Source organism: Haladaptatus sp. AB643 (assembly GCF_024136975.1).
Lineage (GTDB): Archaea > Halobacteriota > Halobacteria > Halobacteriales > Haladaptataceae > Haladaptatus.
Genome location: NZ_JAMYJW010000013.1, coordinates 128,642 through 147,417, shown reverse-complemented (window position 1 = coordinate 147,417; position 18,776 = coordinate 128,642). Strand labels below are relative to the sequence as shown.

The 18,776-nt window shown below is 61.3% G+C and carries 17 protein-coding genes; 5 read left to right on the top strand and 12 right to left on the bottom strand.

Annotated features, from left to right (window positions below):
- The 3 genes from NKF25_RS21040 to NKF25_RS21030 all read left to right on the top strand — a co-directional run.
- Window positions 1–440: oligopeptide/dipeptide ABC transporter ATP-binding protein (locus NKF25_RS21040; protein ID WP_342766343.1), on the top strand; the 440-nt coding region annotated here is incomplete at its 5' end.
- Between the two features lies 1 nt (window position 441).
- A complete protein-coding gene (locus tag NKF25_RS21035) occupies window positions 442–1,743 on the top strand; it encodes an oligopeptide/dipeptide ABC transporter ATP-binding protein (RefSeq protein WP_303647145.1) in 1,302 nt (433 codons plus the stop codon).
- A 239-nt stretch (window positions 1,744–1,982) separates the two neighbouring features.
- On the top strand, window positions 1,983–3,185 hold the full coding sequence (locus NKF25_RS21030) for a polysaccharide deacetylase family protein (protein WP_253228599.1): 1,203 nt from the start codon (window positions 1,983–1,985) through the stop codon (window positions 3,183–3,185).
- Between the two features lies 1 nt (window position 3,186).
- Here the strand turns inward: NKF25_RS21030 and NKF25_RS21025 are convergent, their stop codons facing one another.
- Both NKF25_RS21025 and NKF25_RS21020 read right to left on the bottom strand, forming a co-directional pair.
- Complete coding sequence (locus tag NKF25_RS21025; RefSeq protein WP_253228598.1) at window positions 3,187–3,663, bottom strand: arrestin family protein; 477 nt, start codon at window positions 3,661–3,663, stop codon at window positions 3,187–3,189.
- Window positions 3,664–4,478: 815 nt separating this feature from the next.
- Window positions 4,479–6,365: a hypothetical protein gene (locus tag NKF25_RS21020; protein WP_253228597.1), complete on the bottom strand. Its 1,887-nt coding sequence runs from the start codon at window positions 6,363–6,365 to the stop codon at window positions 4,479–4,481.
- A gap of 347 nt (window positions 6,366–6,712) precedes the next feature.
- Here NKF25_RS21020 and NKF25_RS21015 point away from each other — a divergent pair, with 347 nt between their 5' ends.
- Window positions 6,713–7,597, top strand: coding sequence for a hypothetical protein (locus NKF25_RS21015; RefSeq protein ID WP_253228596.1), 885 nt, complete (start codon window positions 6,713–6,715; stop codon window positions 7,595–7,597).
- A 24-nt stretch (window positions 7,598–7,621) separates the two neighbouring features.
- Here the strand turns inward: NKF25_RS21015 and NKF25_RS21010 are convergent, their stop codons facing one another.
- Window positions 7,622–8,851, bottom strand: a complete 1,230-nt coding sequence (locus tag NKF25_RS21010) for an MgtC/SapB family protein (RefSeq protein ID WP_253228595.1) — start codon at window positions 8,849–8,851, stop codon at window positions 7,622–7,624.
- 68 nt (window positions 8,852–8,919) lie between these two features.
- On the bottom strand, window positions 8,920–9,351 hold the full coding sequence (locus NKF25_RS21005) for a universal stress protein (protein ID WP_253228594.1): 432 nt from the start codon (window positions 9,349–9,351) through the stop codon (window positions 8,920–8,922).
- A 146-nt stretch (window positions 9,352–9,497) separates the two neighbouring features.
- Between NKF25_RS21005 and NKF25_RS21000 the strand changes: the two genes are divergently transcribed.
- Window positions 9,498–9,968 (top strand): cupin domain-containing protein, encoded by a 471-nt coding sequence (locus NKF25_RS21000; RefSeq protein ID WP_253228593.1) that lies wholly within the window; start codon window positions 9,498–9,500, stop codon window positions 9,966–9,968.
- A gap of 86 nt (window positions 9,969–10,054) precedes the next feature.
- On the opposite strand, the gene NKF25_RS20995 is transcribed toward NKF25_RS21000, so the two are convergent.
- The 8 genes from NKF25_RS20995 to NKF25_RS20960 all read right to left on the bottom strand — a co-directional run bounded on the left by NKF25_RS20995 (window position 10,055) and on the right by NKF25_RS20960 (window position 18,731).
- Window positions 10,055–10,174: a glycerophosphodiester phosphodiesterase family protein gene (locus NKF25_RS20995; protein WP_253228601.1), complete on the bottom strand. Its 120-nt coding sequence runs from the start codon at window positions 10,172–10,174 to the stop codon at window positions 10,055–10,057.
- A 74-nt stretch (window positions 10,175–10,248) separates the two neighbouring features.
- Window positions 10,249–11,262 carry an AbrB/MazE/SpoVT family DNA-binding domain-containing protein gene (locus NKF25_RS20990; RefSeq protein WP_253228592.1) on the bottom strand — a complete coding sequence of 338 codons (1,014 nt, stop codon included), beginning with the start codon at window positions 11,260–11,262 and terminating at the stop codon, window positions 10,249–10,251.
- A complete protein-coding gene (gene pstB, locus NKF25_RS20985) occupies window positions 11,259–12,134 on the bottom strand; it encodes a phosphate ABC transporter ATP-binding protein PstB (RefSeq protein WP_253228591.1) in 876 nt (291 codons plus the stop codon). The genes NKF25_RS20990 and pstB overlap by 4 nt, the downstream gene beginning before the upstream one ends.
- Entirely contained in the window at window positions 12,131–13,687 is a 1,557-nt protein-coding gene (pstA, locus tag NKF25_RS20980; RefSeq protein WP_253228590.1) for a phosphate ABC transporter permease PstA, read from the bottom strand. Before pstA ends, pstB begins: the two co-directional genes overlap by 4 nt.
- Window positions 13,684–14,763: a phosphate ABC transporter permease subunit PstC gene (gene pstC, locus NKF25_RS20975; RefSeq protein WP_253228589.1), complete on the bottom strand. Its 1,080-nt coding sequence runs from the start codon at window positions 14,761–14,763 to the stop codon at window positions 13,684–13,686. Before pstC ends, pstA begins: the two co-directional genes overlap by 4 nt.
- A 134-nt stretch (window positions 14,764–14,897) precedes the next feature.
- Entirely contained in the window at window positions 14,898–16,028 is a 1,131-nt protein-coding gene (locus NKF25_RS20970) for a substrate-binding domain-containing protein (protein ID WP_253228588.1), read from the bottom strand.
- Window positions 16,029–16,344: 316 nt separating this feature from the next.
- A complete protein-coding gene (locus NKF25_RS20965) occupies window positions 16,345–17,886 on the bottom strand; it encodes a long-chain-fatty-acid--CoA ligase (RefSeq protein ID WP_253228587.1) in 1,542 nt (513 codons plus the stop codon).
- Between the two features lie 125 nt (window positions 17,887–18,011).
- A complete protein-coding gene (locus tag NKF25_RS20960; RefSeq protein WP_253228586.1) occupies window positions 18,012–18,731 on the bottom strand; it encodes a fumarylacetoacetate hydrolase family protein in 720 nt (239 codons plus the stop codon).
- Between the last annotated feature and the right edge of the window lie 45 nt (window positions 18,732–18,776).

Below are 18,776 nucleotides of genomic sequence, written 5' to 3'. Positions count from 1 at the left end.
TCACCCACGACATGGGTGTCGTCGCCGAACTGTGCGACCGCGTGAACGTGATGTACCTGGGCGAAATCGTCGAGCAGGCCACCGTGGACGACCTGTTCTACGACACCAAACATCCCTACACGCGGGCGCTGTTGGACTCGATGCCCCGTCCCGACCAGACCGTCGACGAGTTGACGCCGATTCGGGGCGTCATGCCGGAAGCCATCGACCCGCCCCGAGGCTGTCGGTTCCACACGCGCTGTCCGGACGCCCGCGAGGTCTGCACCCAAGTCCATCCGGAGTGCAAGGAACTCGCGGAGGCGGGCGAACGCTCGCACAAGGCGGCCTGCGTGAAACACGACGCGTTCGACGTGGGCTACGAGTTCAGCGACCCCATCGAGATTCGAGCCACGACGGGCATCACGGACGACATCGTGACGGATGCACAGGGGGACGACTGAGATGAGTGACACCATGTCGACGGGGGAACTGGCCGACGAGGACACGAGAGCGGGCGAGACCATCCTCGAAGTGGACGGTCTCACGAAACACTTCTCCGACAGCGGCGGCTTCCTTTCCGGCCTGTTCGGCGAGCAAAAGCCGGTTCGCGCCGTCGAGGACGTCTCCTTCTCGATTCGAAAGGGCGAGACGCTCGGCTTGGTCGGCGAATCGGGCTGTGGCAAAAGCACGCTCGCACGGGCCATCCTCCGCCTCGTAGAGCCGACGGACGGGACGGTGTACTTCAAGGGTGAGAACCTGACCACACTGGGCGGTGAGGACCTGCGCGCCCAGCGCAGGGACGTACAGATGATCTTCCAGGACCCGCAGTCCTCGCTGGATCCACGGATGAAAATCGGTCCAATCGTGGAGGAACCGATGAAGGCCCACGGGCTGTACGACGCCGACGGACGGGAGCAGCGAGCCCGTGAACTGTTGGAGAAGGTCGGGTTGGACCCGCAGCACTACAACCGCCACCCGCACGCCTTCTCGGGGGGCCAGCGCCAGCGGGTGAATCTGGCGCGGGCGCTGAGCGTAAACCCTGACTTCATCGTCTGTGACGAACCCGTGACGGCGCTCGACGTCTCGATTCAGGCTCAAGTGCTCAACACGATGCGCTCGCTGCAGAAGGAGTTCGGATTGACGTACCTGTTCATCGCCCACGACCTCTCGGTCATTCGGCACATCTCGGATCGGGTCGCGGTGATGTATCTCGGCCAGTTGGTCGAGTTGGCGGACAAGGAGGAGTTGTTCGAGAACCCACAGCATCCGTACACGCAGGCGCTGCTCGAATCCATTCCCGTGCCCGACCCGCGCGTTGCCGAGACGCGAGGCGTGTTGGAGGGCGACGTGCCGTCACCCATCGACCCGCCGAGTGGCTGTCGGTTCCGGACCCGCTGTCCGAAACTCATCGCGCCGAAGGAGTACGACTTCTCACGCGAAGAGTGGGACGACACGCGTCGATTCCTCCGGGAAGTCCAGCGCCGGTCGTTCGAACCGACGACGGAGTCGGACCTCGTGGACCGTTTCTTCGATGGAACGACCCCGCAGGGTGAGGCGGGGAGCATCGTGGACGACGCCATCGGCCGAATCGTGGCCGGGGATTGGGACGGTGCGACGGAACTATTGAACGAGTCGTTCGCCGAAACGAGCGTCTGTGCGAAACAAATTCCCGACTACGAGGTGCCGACCCAACACGGAACGTCGCTCCACGAGGCAGCGTGTCATCGGCATCGAGACGACGTCATCGACGACATTCAACAGTAAAGTCCTTCGAAGGGACTCATCGAACTTTTTCACACCGCTCCTATCGAGCCATCGTTTCAAACATCGTCGTTAGTATCTCTGATATGATTTCGACCGTATTTCGACGTCAGTATCGTATACTGTCCCGTCCACGGGGTTCGGGATCATCGAACCGTAGCTACATCCATTAAGTAACGGCTTCCTAAGACACAACAGGTGCTGGATACTTATACTTACGAACATCGTCGCAGAATTATCCAATGGCAGTGTCACGCCGAGAGTTCATCACGTCAGCGACGGCGACAGCGATTGCAAGTCGAGTCGTAACCGGAACGGTTAGCGCGAAACCGACTACTGACGCTCGAATCGTGCTCGTCTACGACGATGGACCGGTAACCGATTACACGAAAGCGTTCCCGGTGCACAAAGAGGAGGGTGTTCCGGCCTCCATCGGAATCGTCTCCAAATGGGTCGGGACCGATGGGTCGGAGAGCATGAGCAGGGCGGCGACCGCGGACGAGTTATCGGAAATGGAGTCGTTCGGGTTCGAGATCATGTCGCACACCAGGGAGCACACGTCACTCACGTCCTTTCCACTCGCAGCGGACATCGAACCGGATGATACCCGGGCATACCCGAAGGGACCTCACGCCTCTCATCCCTTCCACCACGGGTACGAAGTCGAGATTTACGACGGGAACAAGTCGGTGACACGGAAAATCGTCGGATCGGGGCGAAACGACGACGACGACCGATACATGGTGCTCGACGAACCCGTCGGAACGACCTTCGACGCCGACACCGCTCGGGAGCGATTGACGCCGAAAACGATGCGGTATCTCCTTCACGACTCGAAACGGACGCTCGAATCGTACGGTTTCGAGGTGGACAACCTTCTCGCTCCCTTCGATCAGTTCTCCGGTTACGCGGAGCGGTTTACCGAGGAGTTCTACACCGGCGTTGCGAACGCAGTCGATTCGGACGGTATCAACCCTCGCGGGAAGGTCGATCCGTACGGAATCCGACGCGATTACTTCATCGAGTACACCGATTGGGAGACCATCAGCGGGGAACTCGACACCATCGCGGAGACGAACGCGCTCGGTGTTTTCGGGGCACATACCCAGCGGGAGGAGGTCACGCCGGAGAAAATCCGCCGGATGATTCGAGCGGCGAAACGGCGGGGTATCGAAATCGTGACCCTTCGGCAGGCGCTCGCGGACGCCGGGTTCGGTCCCGAAACCGCGACCACCACGACTACCACGACGAATGGAACCACGGCCACTGAAACCGCCACGAGCAACGAAACGGCGACACCGACGGGAACACGAACCGTGGTTGCGGATTCGACCAAATCGTCCGGCGACGAAAGCCTCCTCGACAGGTACGGCCCGGTCGGTGCCGTCGGTTGTGTGGGTGCGGGTCTCGGGGCGTTTTGGTGGCGGCAAAACGACGACGAGTGAGCTACCGAAGCGTGATGGTCGTTTCGCCCCTCGGTCGTTCGTTTTCGGTGGCGAGATATGCCGCGACGGTGTATTCACCGGGGTCGGCGGCGACCCGGCGGGTGGGTTCGTTTTCACGTTGGAACCACCCGTCCCACGTCACGCTGGCCCGCTTTTTCTCCCGAGCGCGGAAGTAGAAGGCGTTCGGTCGGTTTCGAACGTAGTAGGTTTCGTCGCTGGCTTCGAGTTCCCCGTTCACTTCCCATCCCCAGAGTCGCTGCTGTGGGGTCTCCACGACGACGGGAAACGGGCTTCGGTTGTCGAACGTTACGGTGATGGGTATCTCGTCACCGATTTCGTAACTCTCGTCCGGCGTCGAAACCGAGACCGAAATGCTCCGCCGGGCGACCCGCTGCGGGACGAGCGCCCTGAGCGCTCGTCCCATGTAGTTGACGTTCTCGTCGAAACCGAACTGATCATCCGAGTCCCTTCGTTCCATGGACGTATCGTTCCGCGATAGTTACTCGTGGACGGGCCTGTCTCTTGTGGTTTCGCGGTTCGAAAAAGGTGACCGCTCGAACGTCGATATCCATCTACTGTTGCCCGGGTTGTCGATATCGACTCACTTCGGTCGTAGAACGCGTACGAGCGGCCGGTTTCCGATTCGATGGTGACACGACACCGTCGTTTATCGCCCGTACGCTGACGATTTCGTCCTGTCTGCCGGAAATCCCCTTCTGGTCTGTGTTGGTGTGTCCGCGGACGTCGATATCGCTCGACTCGGGTCGGCGTCCCTTGCTTCCAACGTCGATGTGGCGGACACACCACCGCGAGCGGCGTCCGGTATTGGCGGGGGCAGTCGTCGCTGCTTTCTTCAGATTTCGTTTTGTCCAGTCGCGCCCGCCATTCTTTCCCCATATATATAGGAGGAATATACCGGATTAAACGTTTATCCTAAACAGATAGGGTCCCGAATTCGAGGGCGAACTCGATTCCGTTTCGTACTTCGAATCGGTTCGGGGAATCGTTCGGATCAGTTCGCGATCGGAACGGGCAATCATCGTCGTGGAGACGTTGACGACCGATCGCTCCCAAATATTTATCATGTCGCACGTTTTAGGCCAACCTAAACAATTCGTCTCGAAGGAGAGACGGGGGACTACCGATGAAAGTTCAAAACAAAACGAAGCGAGCGGACGTTTGGGCGTGTCTGTACGCCGTCTTCTTCGACACCGATCACACCGAAGAAACGAACGAATCGGCGACTGAGAAATGAGTTCGGTTGGCTGACGACGGTTTCGTCAGCGGTCGGTCTTACTTCCAGCCGTGGTGACCGTGGCCGCGACCGTGGTGCCAACGGCCGTCGAACGACAACTCCGCGATTCGGGTGTGATACGGGTCACGTTCCTCCGCGTCCGGGTCGATGTCGATGTCCGGCGAGTACTGGCTCACGGTCCAGTACGTGCCGGTACGCGGGTCCACGGAGATTCCGTTGTAGTCTCCCCAGCGCATGACCTCCCCTCCCTCGCCATAGTCGTACCGTGATTTTCCCTCCTCGACGACGATGGAGTCCTCCAGTTTGTTCAGGGTGTACTCCTCGGTCCGGCCTGCGACCGCCATGCTCGGATACGTGTCGGGTCCGCTCACGTTGTGCGTGATGATGGTCGAGTCGCCGTCGGACTGGACGGTCGGGATGAAGTACGACGTTCCCGCCTCGCCGTACACGCCGCTCTGGACGACTTCCTTCGAACGCGTGTCCACTTCGTACCACTTGACGGCGGCGACCGGTTCGCCGTCGCCGGTCCAGTCGTAGGCGATGGTGTGGGCCGTCCACAGCGACCCGTCGTTGTAATCGAGGTTCATCTGGCGCGTCCCGAGCGTGTCGATGCGCTTGTCCGAGTCCGGTTGTCGGGCCGTCGGCGGATAGGAAAACGGTTCGACCGGGACGGTGTGACACTCCAGTTTCGGGTTCTCGAGCGGACTCGTCAACTCCCAGAGCGTGAGCGCGCTCGCCGTCGGGTCGGGGAAGATGGAGTCGATGAGGTAGAACGTTCCGTACTGGCCCCCAGAGAACGGCTGGAGCGCCGGTTGAACGGTGAAGTCGTCACCGTCGACGTTCGGGTTGTCCAAGTCGGTGAAGTGATACCCCGTCACATCGCGCCCGTGGTACAGCGCCTCCTTGTCGAGCGTGACCATCGTCACCGACACCTCGTCGGCAAAGAAGTTCTGCGCGAGGTAGATCGCGTCCCTGTCCAAACCGAGCGTGGGATAATCGACGAGTCCCTCGTTGTCTATCGGCGGTATCCGGTAGACGTTCCACTTCCCGTTCGGGTTCGCGTTCCGGGAGACGGCGACCAGCCACCACCCCTGTGGTGGGCGCTCCATTGCTTCCGCTTCGGTTTCCGCCTCGTCGTCCTCTTCGCCAACGTCTTCTCCATCGTCCCCGCCTTCTCCCGGTTCACCGCCCGCTCGTTCCTCCTGTTCTTCCCGAGTGATGATTTCCCCGTCCTCGGTGATGCCGGGTTCGTACTGTGTCGCGGCGACGACGAACCGGTTTTCCCGCCGGTCGTAGCGCGCCCGTGGGTCGAAGACGAACGGTTCGCCGTACACGTAGCCCCCTTCCGGTTCGTCGATAACCGGCGCGAAGATATCGTTTAACTGAACTGATAGCTCCTCGTGTCCGGATCGTTTGTCGAACACGGCGACCTGCGTGTTGAGCGCGTGGATGACCTTTCCGTATCCGGCCGCGATCTGCGAATCGGACGGGACGCCGCCGGTCGTCCCTTCGGCATTCACGCCGTCGTACTCGGTGGAAATCGACAGTTCGTCCTCGTCGCCGTGATGTCGGTGCCAGTGACCGTCCTCCTGGTCGTGACGATGGCGTCCACGGTGTCCGTGTGCCCGTGACGCCTCGATTTCCGCCCCGTTCACAGGAGACCCCGCACCCGTGTCTTCCGTCTTCACACTCCGCTGTGGATGGGAGGCGATCTTCCCGAAGTTCACCGACCCCCCGGAGTAGGTCCGCTCGAACGGTCCTTCGGCACACTCCCCGTCCGCCGCACGCACCGATGACGAACCGAGTCCCGGAACCGCCATGCTCCCAACCCCGAGACCGGCGAGTTGAATCGCCCGCCGTCGGTTCAGACGGAAATAGTCGTTGGAGTTCTCTTCCGGTCCCTGATCGATATTTTTGTCGTTCATCACAAATAATAAAGATGGTAGATATACATTATAGTTATTCATGAATATTATATAAAAGAATTCGGTGACAGCGAGAAATCCGACAAGAATTGGAAACGTTTCGAAATACAGGAAGAATTTTAGAACATCGTCTTCGATCCGGGGTGGAACTCGGATTCCGTGAGTAGTGGGGCAAAAAAGTGGCTCTGTACGTACGGGGAACGGATCGATGTGGGGAGTATTCTGGACGTCGATTCGTTCTCAAACGAATCCGATTTTAGAAAACCAGCACGTATCTCATCATTGTTCCAACTATGTTATCTATATATTATGATATTTTAAGTAATCTGGGGTACGTAAATCGTCCAATGAGAGATTCCGACCGCTGGTGGCGTCGCATCGATATCTCACGACTGTTACCGACCAGTATTCGAAGACGCCACGCGCGGAAGTTCTTCGTCGGCGTGCTGTTCGTCATGCTCGTAACGAGCAGTGTCGGTGCGTTCAGCTACGCCAAAACGAAGGATCGGATGGACTCCCAAGTGCGGGATCAACTCAGTTCGACGGCCGAACTCCAAGCGGACGGGTTGAACGGTTGGGTCGCGGGCCTTCGGAGACAGACGCGAACGCTCTCGAAGGCCAAACAGTTCCAGAACGGAAACGTCGAGCAGATAGATTCCTTCATGCTGTCCGAGCACGGGTCGATGGACGATACCATCACCGCGGTGCACTACATCGACGTACGGTCGGGCAACGTCCTGTCGAGCACGTCGTCGAACGTCACCGGAAAAACGATGACGTCGCTGGGGTCGTCGTGGAATCGGACGACGGTGGAGAACCACGCGTCCGTTTCGTCGTACGTAGACGAAACCAACGAGAAGGTGCAGGAGATACACGACACGACGGAGAAACAGGCCGAATCCACGGGGGAAGTCGTCGAGAAGGTGAACGACGTCGCCACCATCAGTGAGGTGACGAGCGCGGAGGCACAGACGGTCGCGGCCGCCGCGGAGGAACAGACGGGTGCCCTCTCCGCGGTCGAGGAGAGCGTCGCCGACCTCGAACGTCGGGCGAAAAACCTCCGGGAAACGATGGAGACGTTCGAGACTGCGGAAACACTCCACGAGAACTCCGATACTGCCGACGATCCGCGAACTCCCGCCGAGCACGACGATTCGACAGTCGAAACGAAACGGAGAAACGATCGTCCGAACCGGTTCATAACGCCCGTTTTGCGGGACGGTAGCCGGTAACTGTCCGGGTCGCTCGGCACCTACTCACAGCACGACGAACCCGATACCCACGGCGGCGACGACGCCGAGAACGACGACGACCGTTCTCCCCAGCGCTCGCGTTCCGAACAGCCACACGACGGCGATTTTGACGGCAGTGTTGACGCTCGCCGCGAGGACGATTCCGCCCGTCGCCGTCGCCGTCGAGATGTCACCGCTCCGCGAGAGGTTGCTCAACGAAATCGTGATGGCGTTGATATCGACCAGACCGGAGACGATGGCGATCGAATAGACGCCGACCGCCCCGAACTCGGCACTGAGCGCCGCGGAGGCGACGAGTACGAGCGCGAAGAAGACGCCGAACAGGAGCGCGGGCCAGAGCCGAAACAGGTTCTCGATGTCCGCGGCCAACGGAGCGTCCCCACGGATACCGCGATATTCGACGGCCGCGACGACCACGCCGACGACGGTCATCCCGGTGATCGGCACGACGACGGGGACGAACAGCGCCGGATTGACGACGAGCACCTCCAACAGAATCCGGACGAACATCGCGAGCGAGGCGATGACCGTGGCGATGCCACAGAGTCCCGTGAGCGAATCGTCACGGCGCGCGTTCTCGGCCATCGAGACGGCCGTCGCCGTGGACGAGACCAACCCGCCGAGCGCACCCGTCACTTCGAAGCCGACCTCGCTACCGACGAGTTTCGCCAGCACGTACCCGGAGAGGCTGATGCCGCTGACGAAGACGACCATCAACCAGACGAATCGGAAATCCAGCCCACCCAACGCCGCGATCCGCTCGGATGGTAGCAGGGGAAAGACGACGAGCGCCACGATGAGGAACTTCAGACTCGCGCGCATCTCGGCCTCGTCGAGGCGGTCCGCGAATTCGTGGATCGCCCGCTTCTCGGCCAGCAGGGCCATCGTCACCGTCCCGAGGACGACGGCCAACCGAAGCCCCGTGTCCGAGTGGGTCGCCATCGCGCCGTAAACGAAGGTCAACATCGTCGCAACCGCCGTCGTCATCCCGATGTCGCCCGTCGTCGCCACCTTGCTGACGTAGGCGACGACGACCAACCCACCGACGAGGACGACCGCAATCGGCAGGAGGTTCGGAAAGAACGCCTGCACGAGCGCGCCGAATCCGGCGATGAGCGGGAGCGTTCTGCTCCCGGCAAAGGGGGTTCCGGGGTCGCTCCACTCCCGTTCGATGCCGATGAGGAGGCCGATTCCCAGCGCGATGAAGACAGCGACGACCAACGGAACCGCCATGACGTGTACGTAGGCGGGGAATAACCATCAATCGTCGTGTCGGTTTCCGGACTTCGGCTCGAAAAACCCTACTCGTCGGAGCCGTGGACGGTCATCACCGGCACGTCGGCCAACCGAACGACGCGCTCGGCGACGCTTCCGAGCAGGTAGTGTTCGAGGCCGCGCCGTCCGTGGGTTCCCATCACGATGCAGTCGATATCGTTCTCGTCGACGTAGTCCAATATCACGCGATAGGGGCTCCCGCCCGTGACCACTTCGTCGGTAATATCGACGCCCGCGTCTTCCGCCCGTTCGCGCACCCGTCCGACCGCTTTCCTCCCGCGCGATTCGAGGTCGTGCAGGACGTTGCCCTCGTACGCGTCGGCCCACATCGCGCCGATGTCCACGACGTACACCGCGTGAATCGTCGCGTCGAACGCCTTGGCCAACTCGATGGCGTTGTCCGTCGCTTCCATGGCCGATTCGCTCCCGTCGGTCGGGACGAGGATGTTGTCGTACATCGGGGGGAGTACGGCGGGGGGAGAGAAAGTGCTGTGGTGTTTCGTTCACAGGAGCGATGAGTGAACCCGAGGGATGCGCTCCGTTCGAACAACCGCGATGGGAAGGACGAACAAACCTATAGTCCACGAGCACCGTATCGAATCGTATGCAGCGAATCGACATCGACGACGTGGAATCCGGAAGTATGGGAGACGCCGACCGTCGCGGACTCTCGGACCCGCTGGAGACGGAGGATATGTCCATCAACCACTACGCCCTCGAACCGGGCGAGGCCTTCTCGGGCGGACTGCACACGCACCTCGACCAGGAGGAGATATTCTACATCGTCTCGGGGACTGCGACGTTCGAGACCAAACCCGAACCGGACGCTGAAAGCGAAATCGCCGAGGTCGGTGCCGGGGAAGCGATTCGGTTCCCGGCCGGTGAGTACCAGCAGGGACGCAACGAATCGGACGACGACGTGGTCGCGCTCGCGCTCGGCGCGCCACGCGACTCGACCGAAGTGCGCGTCGCACAGCCCTGTCCGGAGTGTGAGAGCGACGTTCTCGCGTTCGGGATGGGCGACGACGGGATGTACCTCGAATGTCCCGACTGTGGGACGACCGTCGAAATGTAACACCACGAGCGAGCTTTTTCACACGATTCGAGCGAGGAGTTCCGTGGGAACCGTTCGAAAAGACGTTCTTTCGCTTTCCGTAGCGACTATTCTCGGAGCAGGTTCGGGTAGTTGACGATAACCCCGTCCACGCCCGCCTCCGCGAGTTGCTCGGCCTGATACCACGTATCGAAGGTGTAGACGTTGACCTCGCGGCCCTCGTCGATCTATATATCAGATTTCAGACATTTTATCTACTTGAGCCGGTACGGTGAAACTGGCGAAAAACATCAAATAGTCGTTATCGAAGCGACGCCTGCACCGCCCGCTCGGCGATCTCGCTCGCGCTCGTCGCCGAGCGTTCGAGACCGACCAGTGCGAGCGTCCAGACGTAGGAGCTATCCGTCTCCTCGTCCGCTCGGCGATGGAGTTCCGCGACGTCCTCGGAGAGCGTTCGAGCGTCCCGGACGGTGTCGTACGGCGGTCGTTCGGCCGTCAGTACGGCATCGACCGCTTCCTCCGTGAGCGAACGCGCCCGCCGAGCGCAGTCGTCGAGTTCGTCGCCCCAGGCGACCCGCTCGATGTCGCTTCGGTCGTAAAGCAGGTCGGCCACGCGCTGGAACCCCTCTCCGACGGGAAGCAACTCCCGGGCCGTCGTGTATCGGTCGAACGTGGCACGTCGGGACTGCCCGAGTCGGTCGAGTTCCCGTATATCGCCGAGCGCACGCCGGAACTGACCGTCGAGAACTTCGAACCGTCGTGACGCGTCGTCGTGCCACCGATCGATCTGGTCGATGTTATCGAGATGTCCGTCCACAAGGGCGCTGACGACGTCACGCTGTATCGAGAGCGTGGCATACTGGAGTTGGAGGACGGTCCGTTCGAGGGAGACGGCGGCGGTGTCGATGACCATCCTGAGCGAGAGTTCCGTCTCCGACTCGCGGCTCACCTCCAGTCCGGTCTTTCCCGATGCCGCCTTCGACGCCGCTCGGCGCTGTTCCGAACCGAGTCCATTCTCGGAGACGAGGACGAACGCCTCACTGCCGGTGGCGTACAGGGCGGTCACGACCTGTCGAACGTCGGTCGGTGGGAGTTCGGTGATATCGACGCGGGGACGCTCGGCCTCGCTGGAGTTTTCCGAGGAATCCCGGTCTGGTTTGATGACGAGTTCCCCGCCGTGTGCCGGGTAGAACGAGAGTTCCATCCCGGCGTCGATGCCGTGCTCGTCCACCCACTTCTTCGGCAGCGAGATGGTGTACGAGGAACTCCCCGTCGCCTGCACCGTCCTCGTGTTGTCCGCCAGTTCCACCGTCATCCGAACTTGCCAGTCACGTAGTCTTCGACGCGCTGGCTTGCCGGGTTCTCGAAGATCTTGTCCGTCTTGTCGTATTCGACGAGTTCGCCGCCGGTGAGGAACACGGCGGTCTGGTCGGAGATGCGGGCCGCCTGTTGCATGCTATGGGTAACGACGATGACCGTGTACTCGTCGGCCAGCGACTCGATGAGGTCCTCGATCTTCGAGGTGGCGATGGGGTCGAGCGCGCTCGCCGGTTCGTCCATCAGGATCACTTCGGGGTCCACCGCGAGACAACGGGCGATGCAGAGCCGTTGTTGCTGGCCGCCGGAGAGTCCCAGCGCGCTGTCGTCCAATCTGTCTTCCACCTCGTCCCAGAGGGCGGCCCGTTGCAACGAGCGTTCGACGAGTTCGCGCGCCTCGTCCTTGTCGTCTCGGCCGAGCAGCGACGCGAGCAGGCCGGTGTCGATGTCGCCGTGCTTGCGCGGCCCGTAGGTGATGTTGTCCCGAATCGATTTCGGGAACGGGTTCGGACTTTGGAACACCATTCCGACCTTCCGTCGGAGCTGGACGATATCCGCGTTGTCGTCGTAGATATCCGCTCCCTCGAATTCCACGGATCCATCGACGCGTGCCGCCCTGATTCTGTCGTTCATGCGGTTGAGGCACCGCAGGAAGGTCGATTTCCCACATCCGGAGGGTCCGATGAGTGCGGTGACGCTCCGTTTCGGAATGTCCATCGAAACCGATTGGAGCGCCTGATCGTCGTCGTAGAACACGTCGAGGTCCTCGACCGAGATGGCCGTTTCGCCCGCGAACGTGTGGTCCGTCCACTCCGATTTCGTTTCCTCCGCCGATTCACCGTCTACCCGAGTCGTAGTTGTCTTGCTCATTGGTTCAGTTTCCGCTGGAAGTACAGTCGCGTCGCGATGCCGACAACGTAGAAGCAGATGATGACGACGAGGAGCAGGAAGGCGGTCGCCCACCCGAACTCCTCACTGCCGCTGACGCCGGCCTCGATGACCGCGTATATCTGATACGGCAGGGCGCTCGAAGAGTGCAACAGCGCATCGTTCGTCACGAACGGCGGCGATGTCGTGAACTTGAAGCTGTCGAGCACCTGAATGCCCCGGTCGTTCAGGCCGCCCGCGGTGACGAGGATGAGCGGGGCGGTTTCACCGGCGATTCGGCCGACGCCGAGGATGATTCCGGTGATGATTCCCGGAACCGCCGCCGGAAGGACGACGCTCCTGATGGTCTGCCACCGCGTCACCCCGAGTGCGACGCTCCCGTCACGGTAGGCGTCCGGAACGGACTGGATGGCCTCACGACTCGTGATGAGAACGAGCGGCAGGAGCATGAAGCCGAGCACGAGTTGTCCCGCGAGCACGCTCGGTCGGCCGCCGAGACGCGGCAGGAGGAACGCGTAGCCGAACAGGCCGTAGACGATGCTCGGCGTGCTCCAGAGGCCGTTGGTCACGATATCCACGATGGAAGTGAACGATCCGCGTTCGGCGTACTCGGTGAGGAACACCGCCGCACCGACGCCGAGCGGGACCGAAACCAGGATGGCCCCGAGGACCAGCCAGAACGTTCCCACGATGGCGGGCTTGACGCCCGGAATCATCACACCGAGACCGCTCCCGTTCATCACGAACGGCCAGTGTATCGAGAGCCCCGGCCCGATGTGGAATCCCTTCATCGCCCGTCCCGCTCCCTTCTCGGTGACGAAGAGGACGAGCATGGCGAGCAATCCGAGCATGAAGAACGCGTTCGTTCCGACGAGGAAGTACGCACCCGTCTGCTGGCCCCGCACGCCGAATCCTTCAGTGGCTTTCGCGGCCGACCACGCCGTCAACAAACTGGCGATGAAAGCGAGGCTCGGTATCGCGATTATCCCTTTTATCCCGAGGTCGAACGTCGTCAGTTTCCACGTCCACTCCGGCGAGATGACGCCGGTGAGAAAGAGCACGCCGACGAACGCGGCGAACAGCCCCCACGGGAGCGTGGAACCGAGGTCGTCCGGTGCAAACGTGACGCCGAAGAAGACGAGCACGCCCGCGAGCAGTGCGGGAACGGCCCATCCGAGCGTGGAACTGATCCCGAGCGTCTGGGAGACGACCAGTCCGATTATGGCGAGCGCGAAGGCCGCGGCGAGCGTCCCGGGAAGCACTCCCGTCTTGTCGCTCGCACGCGTCTCGACGACGTCGGTCGCGGAAGCGATGCCGACGAACACCACCCCGACCCCCGTCAGGACGAGGGCGATGCCGTACAGTGTGTACAGGTGGACCGAACCGAACACGTCGGTCGCGGTTATCCAACTGAAGACGTTCGCGGCCGCAAAGATCATCGAGAGGAACGCGATGCCGACGATGGCGATGGTAACCGTTCGCCACCAATCGGTGTCCAGACTTCGATGTACGTCGCCCTCGTAGGCGTCGCTCATAGCGACCCCCCGAGCCTACTTTCCATGCGGCGCTCGATGAGGAGCGAAGCGATGCTCAACGCGAGGACGGTGATGTACAGCACGACGCCGGCCGCGAACAGCGCGCTGAGGTACGGCTTGTCGGCGATGGCGTTTCCGTACTGGCTCACGATAAGCGTCGTCAGCGTCTCGGTGTTGCCGAAGACGTTGTACAGGGGTTTCGGGAACATCGCGTTGTGCCCGAGCATGACCGTCGCGGCCATCGTCTCGCCGATGGCGCGGCCGACGCCGAGGATGATGGCGGCCGAAATCCCCGATACGCTGGCGGGGAGGATGACGCTCTTGATTGTCTGCCAATCCGTGACGCCGAGCGCGAGCGCGCCGTCGGGCATCGCATTGGGGACGGCGGTGATCGCGTCCTCGGCGACCGAAACCACCGTCGGGAGCGCCATTATGCCGATGACGAGGCCGACGGCGAACAGGCTTCCCAAGGTGGTGAGTCCGAGGTAGTCCATCATCGCCGAATTGACGATGTTGAACCCGATGAACCCGTAGACGATGGACGGGATTCCGGCGAGCATCTCGACGCCCGGCTTGACGATGTCCCGGACCCATCCGGGAGCCATCTCCGCGATGAAGACCGCGCCCGCGATGCCGAGCGGTCCGGCGATACACGTCGCGATGAGGGTCGTGACGAACGTCCCCCAGATCATCGGGGCGAGTGCGAAGACGCGGTCGGAGGACGACCAGAGGGTGCCGTCCGTCTTGGTCACGATGTCGAGACCCATGATTCGAAACGCCGTCGTGGACTTGAACACCAAGAACAGGGTGATGAGTCCGAGGACGACGATGGTCGAGACGGTGGCGAGGAAGGTGAGCGCACGCGCCGTTACGGCCTGATTTCGAACCCAGCCGTACAGCGTCACCAGCAGGAAGCTGATGACGGGAAAGACGGCGAGTGAAGGCTCTATCAGGAAAACGATAGCGAACGCAACGACCGAACAGAGGCCGACCCCAGCGGCGATCTGTTCGTCGAGCGCCAACCGTCCCAACCCGAACGAGTCGGTACGATTAGAGAGGATGTGTGTTACTGACATTGTTTGTATGAGCCGTTCACACCGATGCTACCCACCGTGAACGACTGTGTGGTCCATGAAACCGAAGTGGTGGTTCCGCGGTTACGGAACCGGATGACTGATACTGTGGCTGCTGACGGATGCTACCGCCTGGTTTACTGCTTGAGCTTCTGCTTCTCTTCCTTTCGGCGATCCTCCGGGAGCATGATGTAGTTGTGCGGCTTGACGAACTCCTTCTGACCGAATTCGCTGATGATCATGCCGATGAACGCGGCTTCGTACTTGTCAGTTCCCTCGTAGGTGTAACAGTGCAGGTCACGGTTGAGCGGGTAGTCCTTCGAACCGAGGTTCCCGTTCTTCTGGGAGTACACCGTGTTATCGACTTTGAGGTGGAGCGCGGGAGTTTTGTCGCTGACGAACGCGTAGCCGACGTACCCGATGGCGTTGTTGGAGCCACCCACCGTGGAGGCGACTTGCTGGTTCTCGCCCTTGTGCACCTGGACACCGGCCGCTTCCTTCTTCCCGTCGAGGACGTTCTCGTGGAAGATGGTTCGGGTACCCGACCCTTCGACACGACCGACGACCTGAATTTTGCGGTCCGGACCGCCGAGTTTGCTCCAGTTCGTGATTTTCCCTCTGTAGACCTTGGCGAGATCTTCGATCGTGATCTGTTTGACGCCGCTGTCTTTGATGTCCTTGCTGACGACGACCTGCATCGCGTCGATGCCGACGACGTGGTTCTTGAACTTGTCGTAGCTGTCGAGTCCCGAGAGTTCCGCCTGCACGGGAGCGGAGGCGTCGCCGATGTCCGTCTTCCCTTCCTTGACCTTGTTCAGGCCGACGCCCGAGTGGCTCAGGCCGACGGAAACGTGGAATGGGAGGCCCTTGTCGCTGTTCGTCGGAACGTCGTACTGGGAGGCCCAGTAGTCGGCGAAGTTCTTCTTCGTGTCGATGTTGTACTTGCTGTGGGGCCAGTACTCCTCGTCGTCCGCCGGTGCGTTGTAGTTCCACAGCGACGCCGCATCGTTCGTGATGGGGTACACCGTCGAGGAGCCACCCGCCGTCAGGAGGTCCTTGCTCTTCGTGTCGCCGCTCTGTTCCGACGTTTTGTCGGAGTTGTCGTTGGACGTGTCCGAACCGTCGCCTCCCGAGCTCGTGCTCGAATCTTTGGAATCGCCGCTACTGCCGCTACAGCCAGCGAGGGCTGCTGCGCCAGCGACGCCGGTTACCGCGAGGAAGTTTCGTCGTGACGTGCCACCGTTCGCCCGTTCGGATTTTCGCGTCATTCACTCGGAGGAGGCCGATGGGACATAAAAACCGCTTATAATAGGCGTTCATATTACCACCGTTCAGGTCATACCCGAACGGAGCGCTATTGGTGCCACTATTCGAACAATTTCCACCAATAGTAGTAATATCGGAATAATACTACTATATAGATGGCTGACAGGGTGGAACGGCGAACCGCAGTCACGAACTCCGACGAGGTATTATGATATAACTCTTTTCTCGGTGAAAACAACAGTCAGTCGGAGAATGTTTTGAATTCGAACAGAGGGGGAGAACGGAGAACAGTGGCCGTGGTGATGGCTCGCTCCGCCCTTACACGTCCTCCTCGCGGAGTTCGAACTTCTGAATCTTCCCGCTGGGCGTCTTCGGCAGTTCGTCCACGAAGGCGTACTCACGCGGGCGCTTGAAATCGGCCAGGTCGTCGCTCCGGAGGAGGAACGAATCGAGCGTTTCCGCGGTCGTCCCCGGTTCGGCAGCGACGTACGCGACCACTTTCTCGCCCCACTCGTCGTCGGGGATGCCGACGACCGCCGCCTCGAACACGTCGGCGTGTTCGAGGAGCGTGTCTTCTACTTCTCGCGGATAGATGTTTTCTCCACCGCTGATTATCATGTCGTCCGCGCGGTCTTTGACCCAGACGTAGCCGTCCTCGTCGGCGTAGCCGAGGTCACCGGAGTAGTACCATCCGTCACGGATCGCCGCGTCGGTTTTTTCGGGACCATTCCAGTACCCTCGCATCAACGCCGGACCCTGAACGATTATCTCGCCAACGGTTCCGGTCAGTGCCTCATCGTCAGGCGCGAGCGCGTTACCGTTCTCGTCGAGTCGGGCGATGCGGACGTCGTGATTGAGGATAGGAATTCCGGCGCTTCCCGCCTTCTCCAGTTGTTCGTCCGGATAGAGCACCGTGACCGCCGGACCGAGTTCGGTCATTCCGTAGTACTGGAGGAGGTCACAGCCGATTCGTTCGTGGATGTCGCGGACGGTCGCCGGTGCCATGCTCGCTCCACCGTACCCGCCCAGTCGGAGCGCGGAGAGGTCGTAAGATTCCGGGTCCGCTTGGAGCATCGCGAGCCACATCGTCGGCGCACCGAACAGAACCGTCACGTCGTGTTCCGCGAGCATCGAGAGCGCCAACTCCGGATCGAAGGAGTGCTGAACGACGGTTGCCGCTCCCACGTGAATCCGTGGGATGAGGAAGACGTGGAGTTCCGCCGAGTGATAGAGCGGTGCCGCCGAGAGGCCGACGTCGTCCCGGGTCAGTTGCTGGTCCACGAGCACGGACATGCTGTGTTCGATCATGTCCCGGTGAGCGTGGACGACGCCTTTCGGCCGCCCGGTGGTCCCGCTGGTGTACATGACGATGTAGTCGTCGTCCTGTGACACGTCCACGCTCGGCGTGACCGTCGATCGGTCCGCTAGCAGGTCGTAGAAATACGTGTCCGCACTCGAATCGTCCACGTGGACGAACTCCTCGACCGTTTCGAGGTCGTCCCTGGCCGCCGCTACCACGTCCGCCACCGCGTCCTCGTACACGAGTACCGAACTCTCGGCGTCGTTCAGGATGTACGTCACCTCCCCGGCGGGCAGGCGGAAGTTCAAGGGATTGAACGCCGCGCCGAGTTTCGAGGCGGCGTACATCGTGAGCACCATCTCGCTGGTGTTGAACAGGAGCGTCGAGACGCGGTCCCCTTTTCCGACACCACGCTCGGAGAGCGCGTTGGCGAGTCGGTTCACGTTCTCGTCGAACTCCCGATAGCTCCAGGTCTGGTCCTTTCGCGGGTACACCAGTGCGGTGCGTTCCGGGTACTTCTCGGCAGTGAGGGAGAGAGTATCTCCCACGGTTGGGTGCATACGCCGAGTTTCATTCGCACGAATAATAAATATCCGCACGCTGGTGGTTCGAGAGTTCCCTCCCCGCACAAGCGCTCACCGAAAAGAGAGTGGACGGACGACGACCCCGACGCCGGTTTCCACGGTCAATCCGCGTCGACGATCCTGTTTTCGAGCGTTCCGATACCGTCGTATCGGATTTCGACCGCCTCGCCGGGACGAACGAGACCGGGGTTGGCGGGACTGCCGAAGGAGACGACGTCGCCCGGTTGGAACGTGTACCGCTCCGAGAGGAACGCGACGACTTCACGAGGGGAAAACAGCATCTCCGAGGTGTTCGCCTCCTGCCGGAGTTCGCCGCCGACGTGCGTCGTCATATCGACGTCCGTTGGCTCCAACTCCGTCTCGATCCACGGACCTAACGGCCCAGACCCGTCGAACGCCTTCCGGGCGGTTCGCCCGTCCTGGTCGAGCGCATCGAGGTCGTTGAGTATCGTGTATCCGCGAACCGCGTCGTCCACGTCGTCGACGTCGAGGTCCGTGCATCGGTCGTCGATAACGGCCGCGAGTTCTCCGGCGTAGGTCAGTTCGCTCGTCCAGTCGGGGTACGGTAATTCCGCTCCGTGCGGACGAACCGAGACCGGCGGCTTGATGAACCAGTCGGGACGTTCGGGTCGCTCGTAATCCATCTGTTCGTTCGTCGCCGCGTAATTCCGCCCTACGCAGTACAATGCCGACGGTTCGCAAGGAGCGAGCAGTTCGGCGTCGTCACCGACGACGTACGACTCTGTGCCAGCGTCCACCGTCCCGTCCTCGTATTCGCCGGTCAACACCCCGTCCGCGGTACGAATCCGTGCCAAACGCATACATCGAACCCACTCACAGCAGGCGTCTATTCCTTTCGGTGTCTC

Excerpts from the sequence above, each read along its gene's own strand:
- NKF25_RS21000 (WP_253228593.1), top strand. The coding sequence starts at position 9,498 with ATGCAGCGAATCGACATCGACGACGTGGAATCCGGAAGTATGGGAGAC.
- NKF25_RS20970 (WP_253228588.1), bottom strand. The coding sequence starts at position 16,028 with ATGACGCGAAAATCCGAACGGGCGAACGGTGGCACGTCACGACGAAAC.
- NKF25_RS20960 (WP_253228586.1), bottom strand. The coding sequence starts at position 18,731 with ATGCGTTTGGCACGGATTCGTACCGCGGACGGGGTGTTGACCGGCGAA.
- NKF25_RS21005 (WP_253228594.1), bottom strand. The coding sequence starts at position 9,351 with ATGTACGACAACATCCTCGTCCCGACCGACGGGAGCGAATCGGCCATG.
- pstC (WP_253228589.1), bottom strand. The coding sequence starts at position 14,763 with ATGTCAGTAACACACATCCTCTCTAATCGTACCGACTCGTTCGGGTTG.
- NKF25_RS21030 (WP_253228599.1), top strand. The coding sequence starts at position 1,983 with ATGGCAGTGTCACGCCGAGAGTTCATCACGTCAGCGACGGCGACAGCG.
- NKF25_RS21010 (WP_253228595.1), bottom strand. The coding sequence starts at position 8,851 with ATGGCGGTTCCGTTGGTCGTCGCTGTCTTCATCGCGCTGGGAATCGGC.
- NKF25_RS21035 (WP_303647145.1), top strand. The coding sequence starts at position 442 with ATGAGTGACACCATGTCGACGGGGGAACTGGCCGACGAGGACACGAGA.
- NKF25_RS20990 (WP_253228592.1), bottom strand. The coding sequence starts at position 11,262 with ATGACGGTGGAACTGGCGGACAACACGAGGACGGTGCAGGCGACGGGG.
- pstA (WP_253228590.1), bottom strand. The coding sequence starts at position 13,687 with ATGAGCGACGCCTACGAGGGCGACGTACATCGAAGTCTGGACACCGAT.
- pstB (WP_253228591.1), bottom strand. The coding sequence starts at position 12,134 with ATGAGCAAGACAACTACGACTCGGGTAGACGGTGAATCGGCGGAGGAA.
- NKF25_RS20965 (WP_253228587.1), bottom strand. The coding sequence starts at position 17,886 with ATGCACCCAACCGTGGGAGATACTCTCTCCCTCACTGCCGAGAAGTAC.
- NKF25_RS21015 (WP_253228596.1), top strand. The coding sequence starts at position 6,713 with ATGAGAGATTCCGACCGCTGGTGGCGTCGCATCGATATCTCACGACTG.
- NKF25_RS21025 (WP_253228598.1), bottom strand. The coding sequence starts at position 3,663 with ATGGAACGAAGGGACTCGGATGATCAGTTCGGTTTCGACGAGAACGTC.
- NKF25_RS21020 (WP_253228597.1), bottom strand. The coding sequence starts at position 6,365 with ATGAACGACAAAAATATCGATCAGGGACCGGAAGAGAACTCCAACGAC.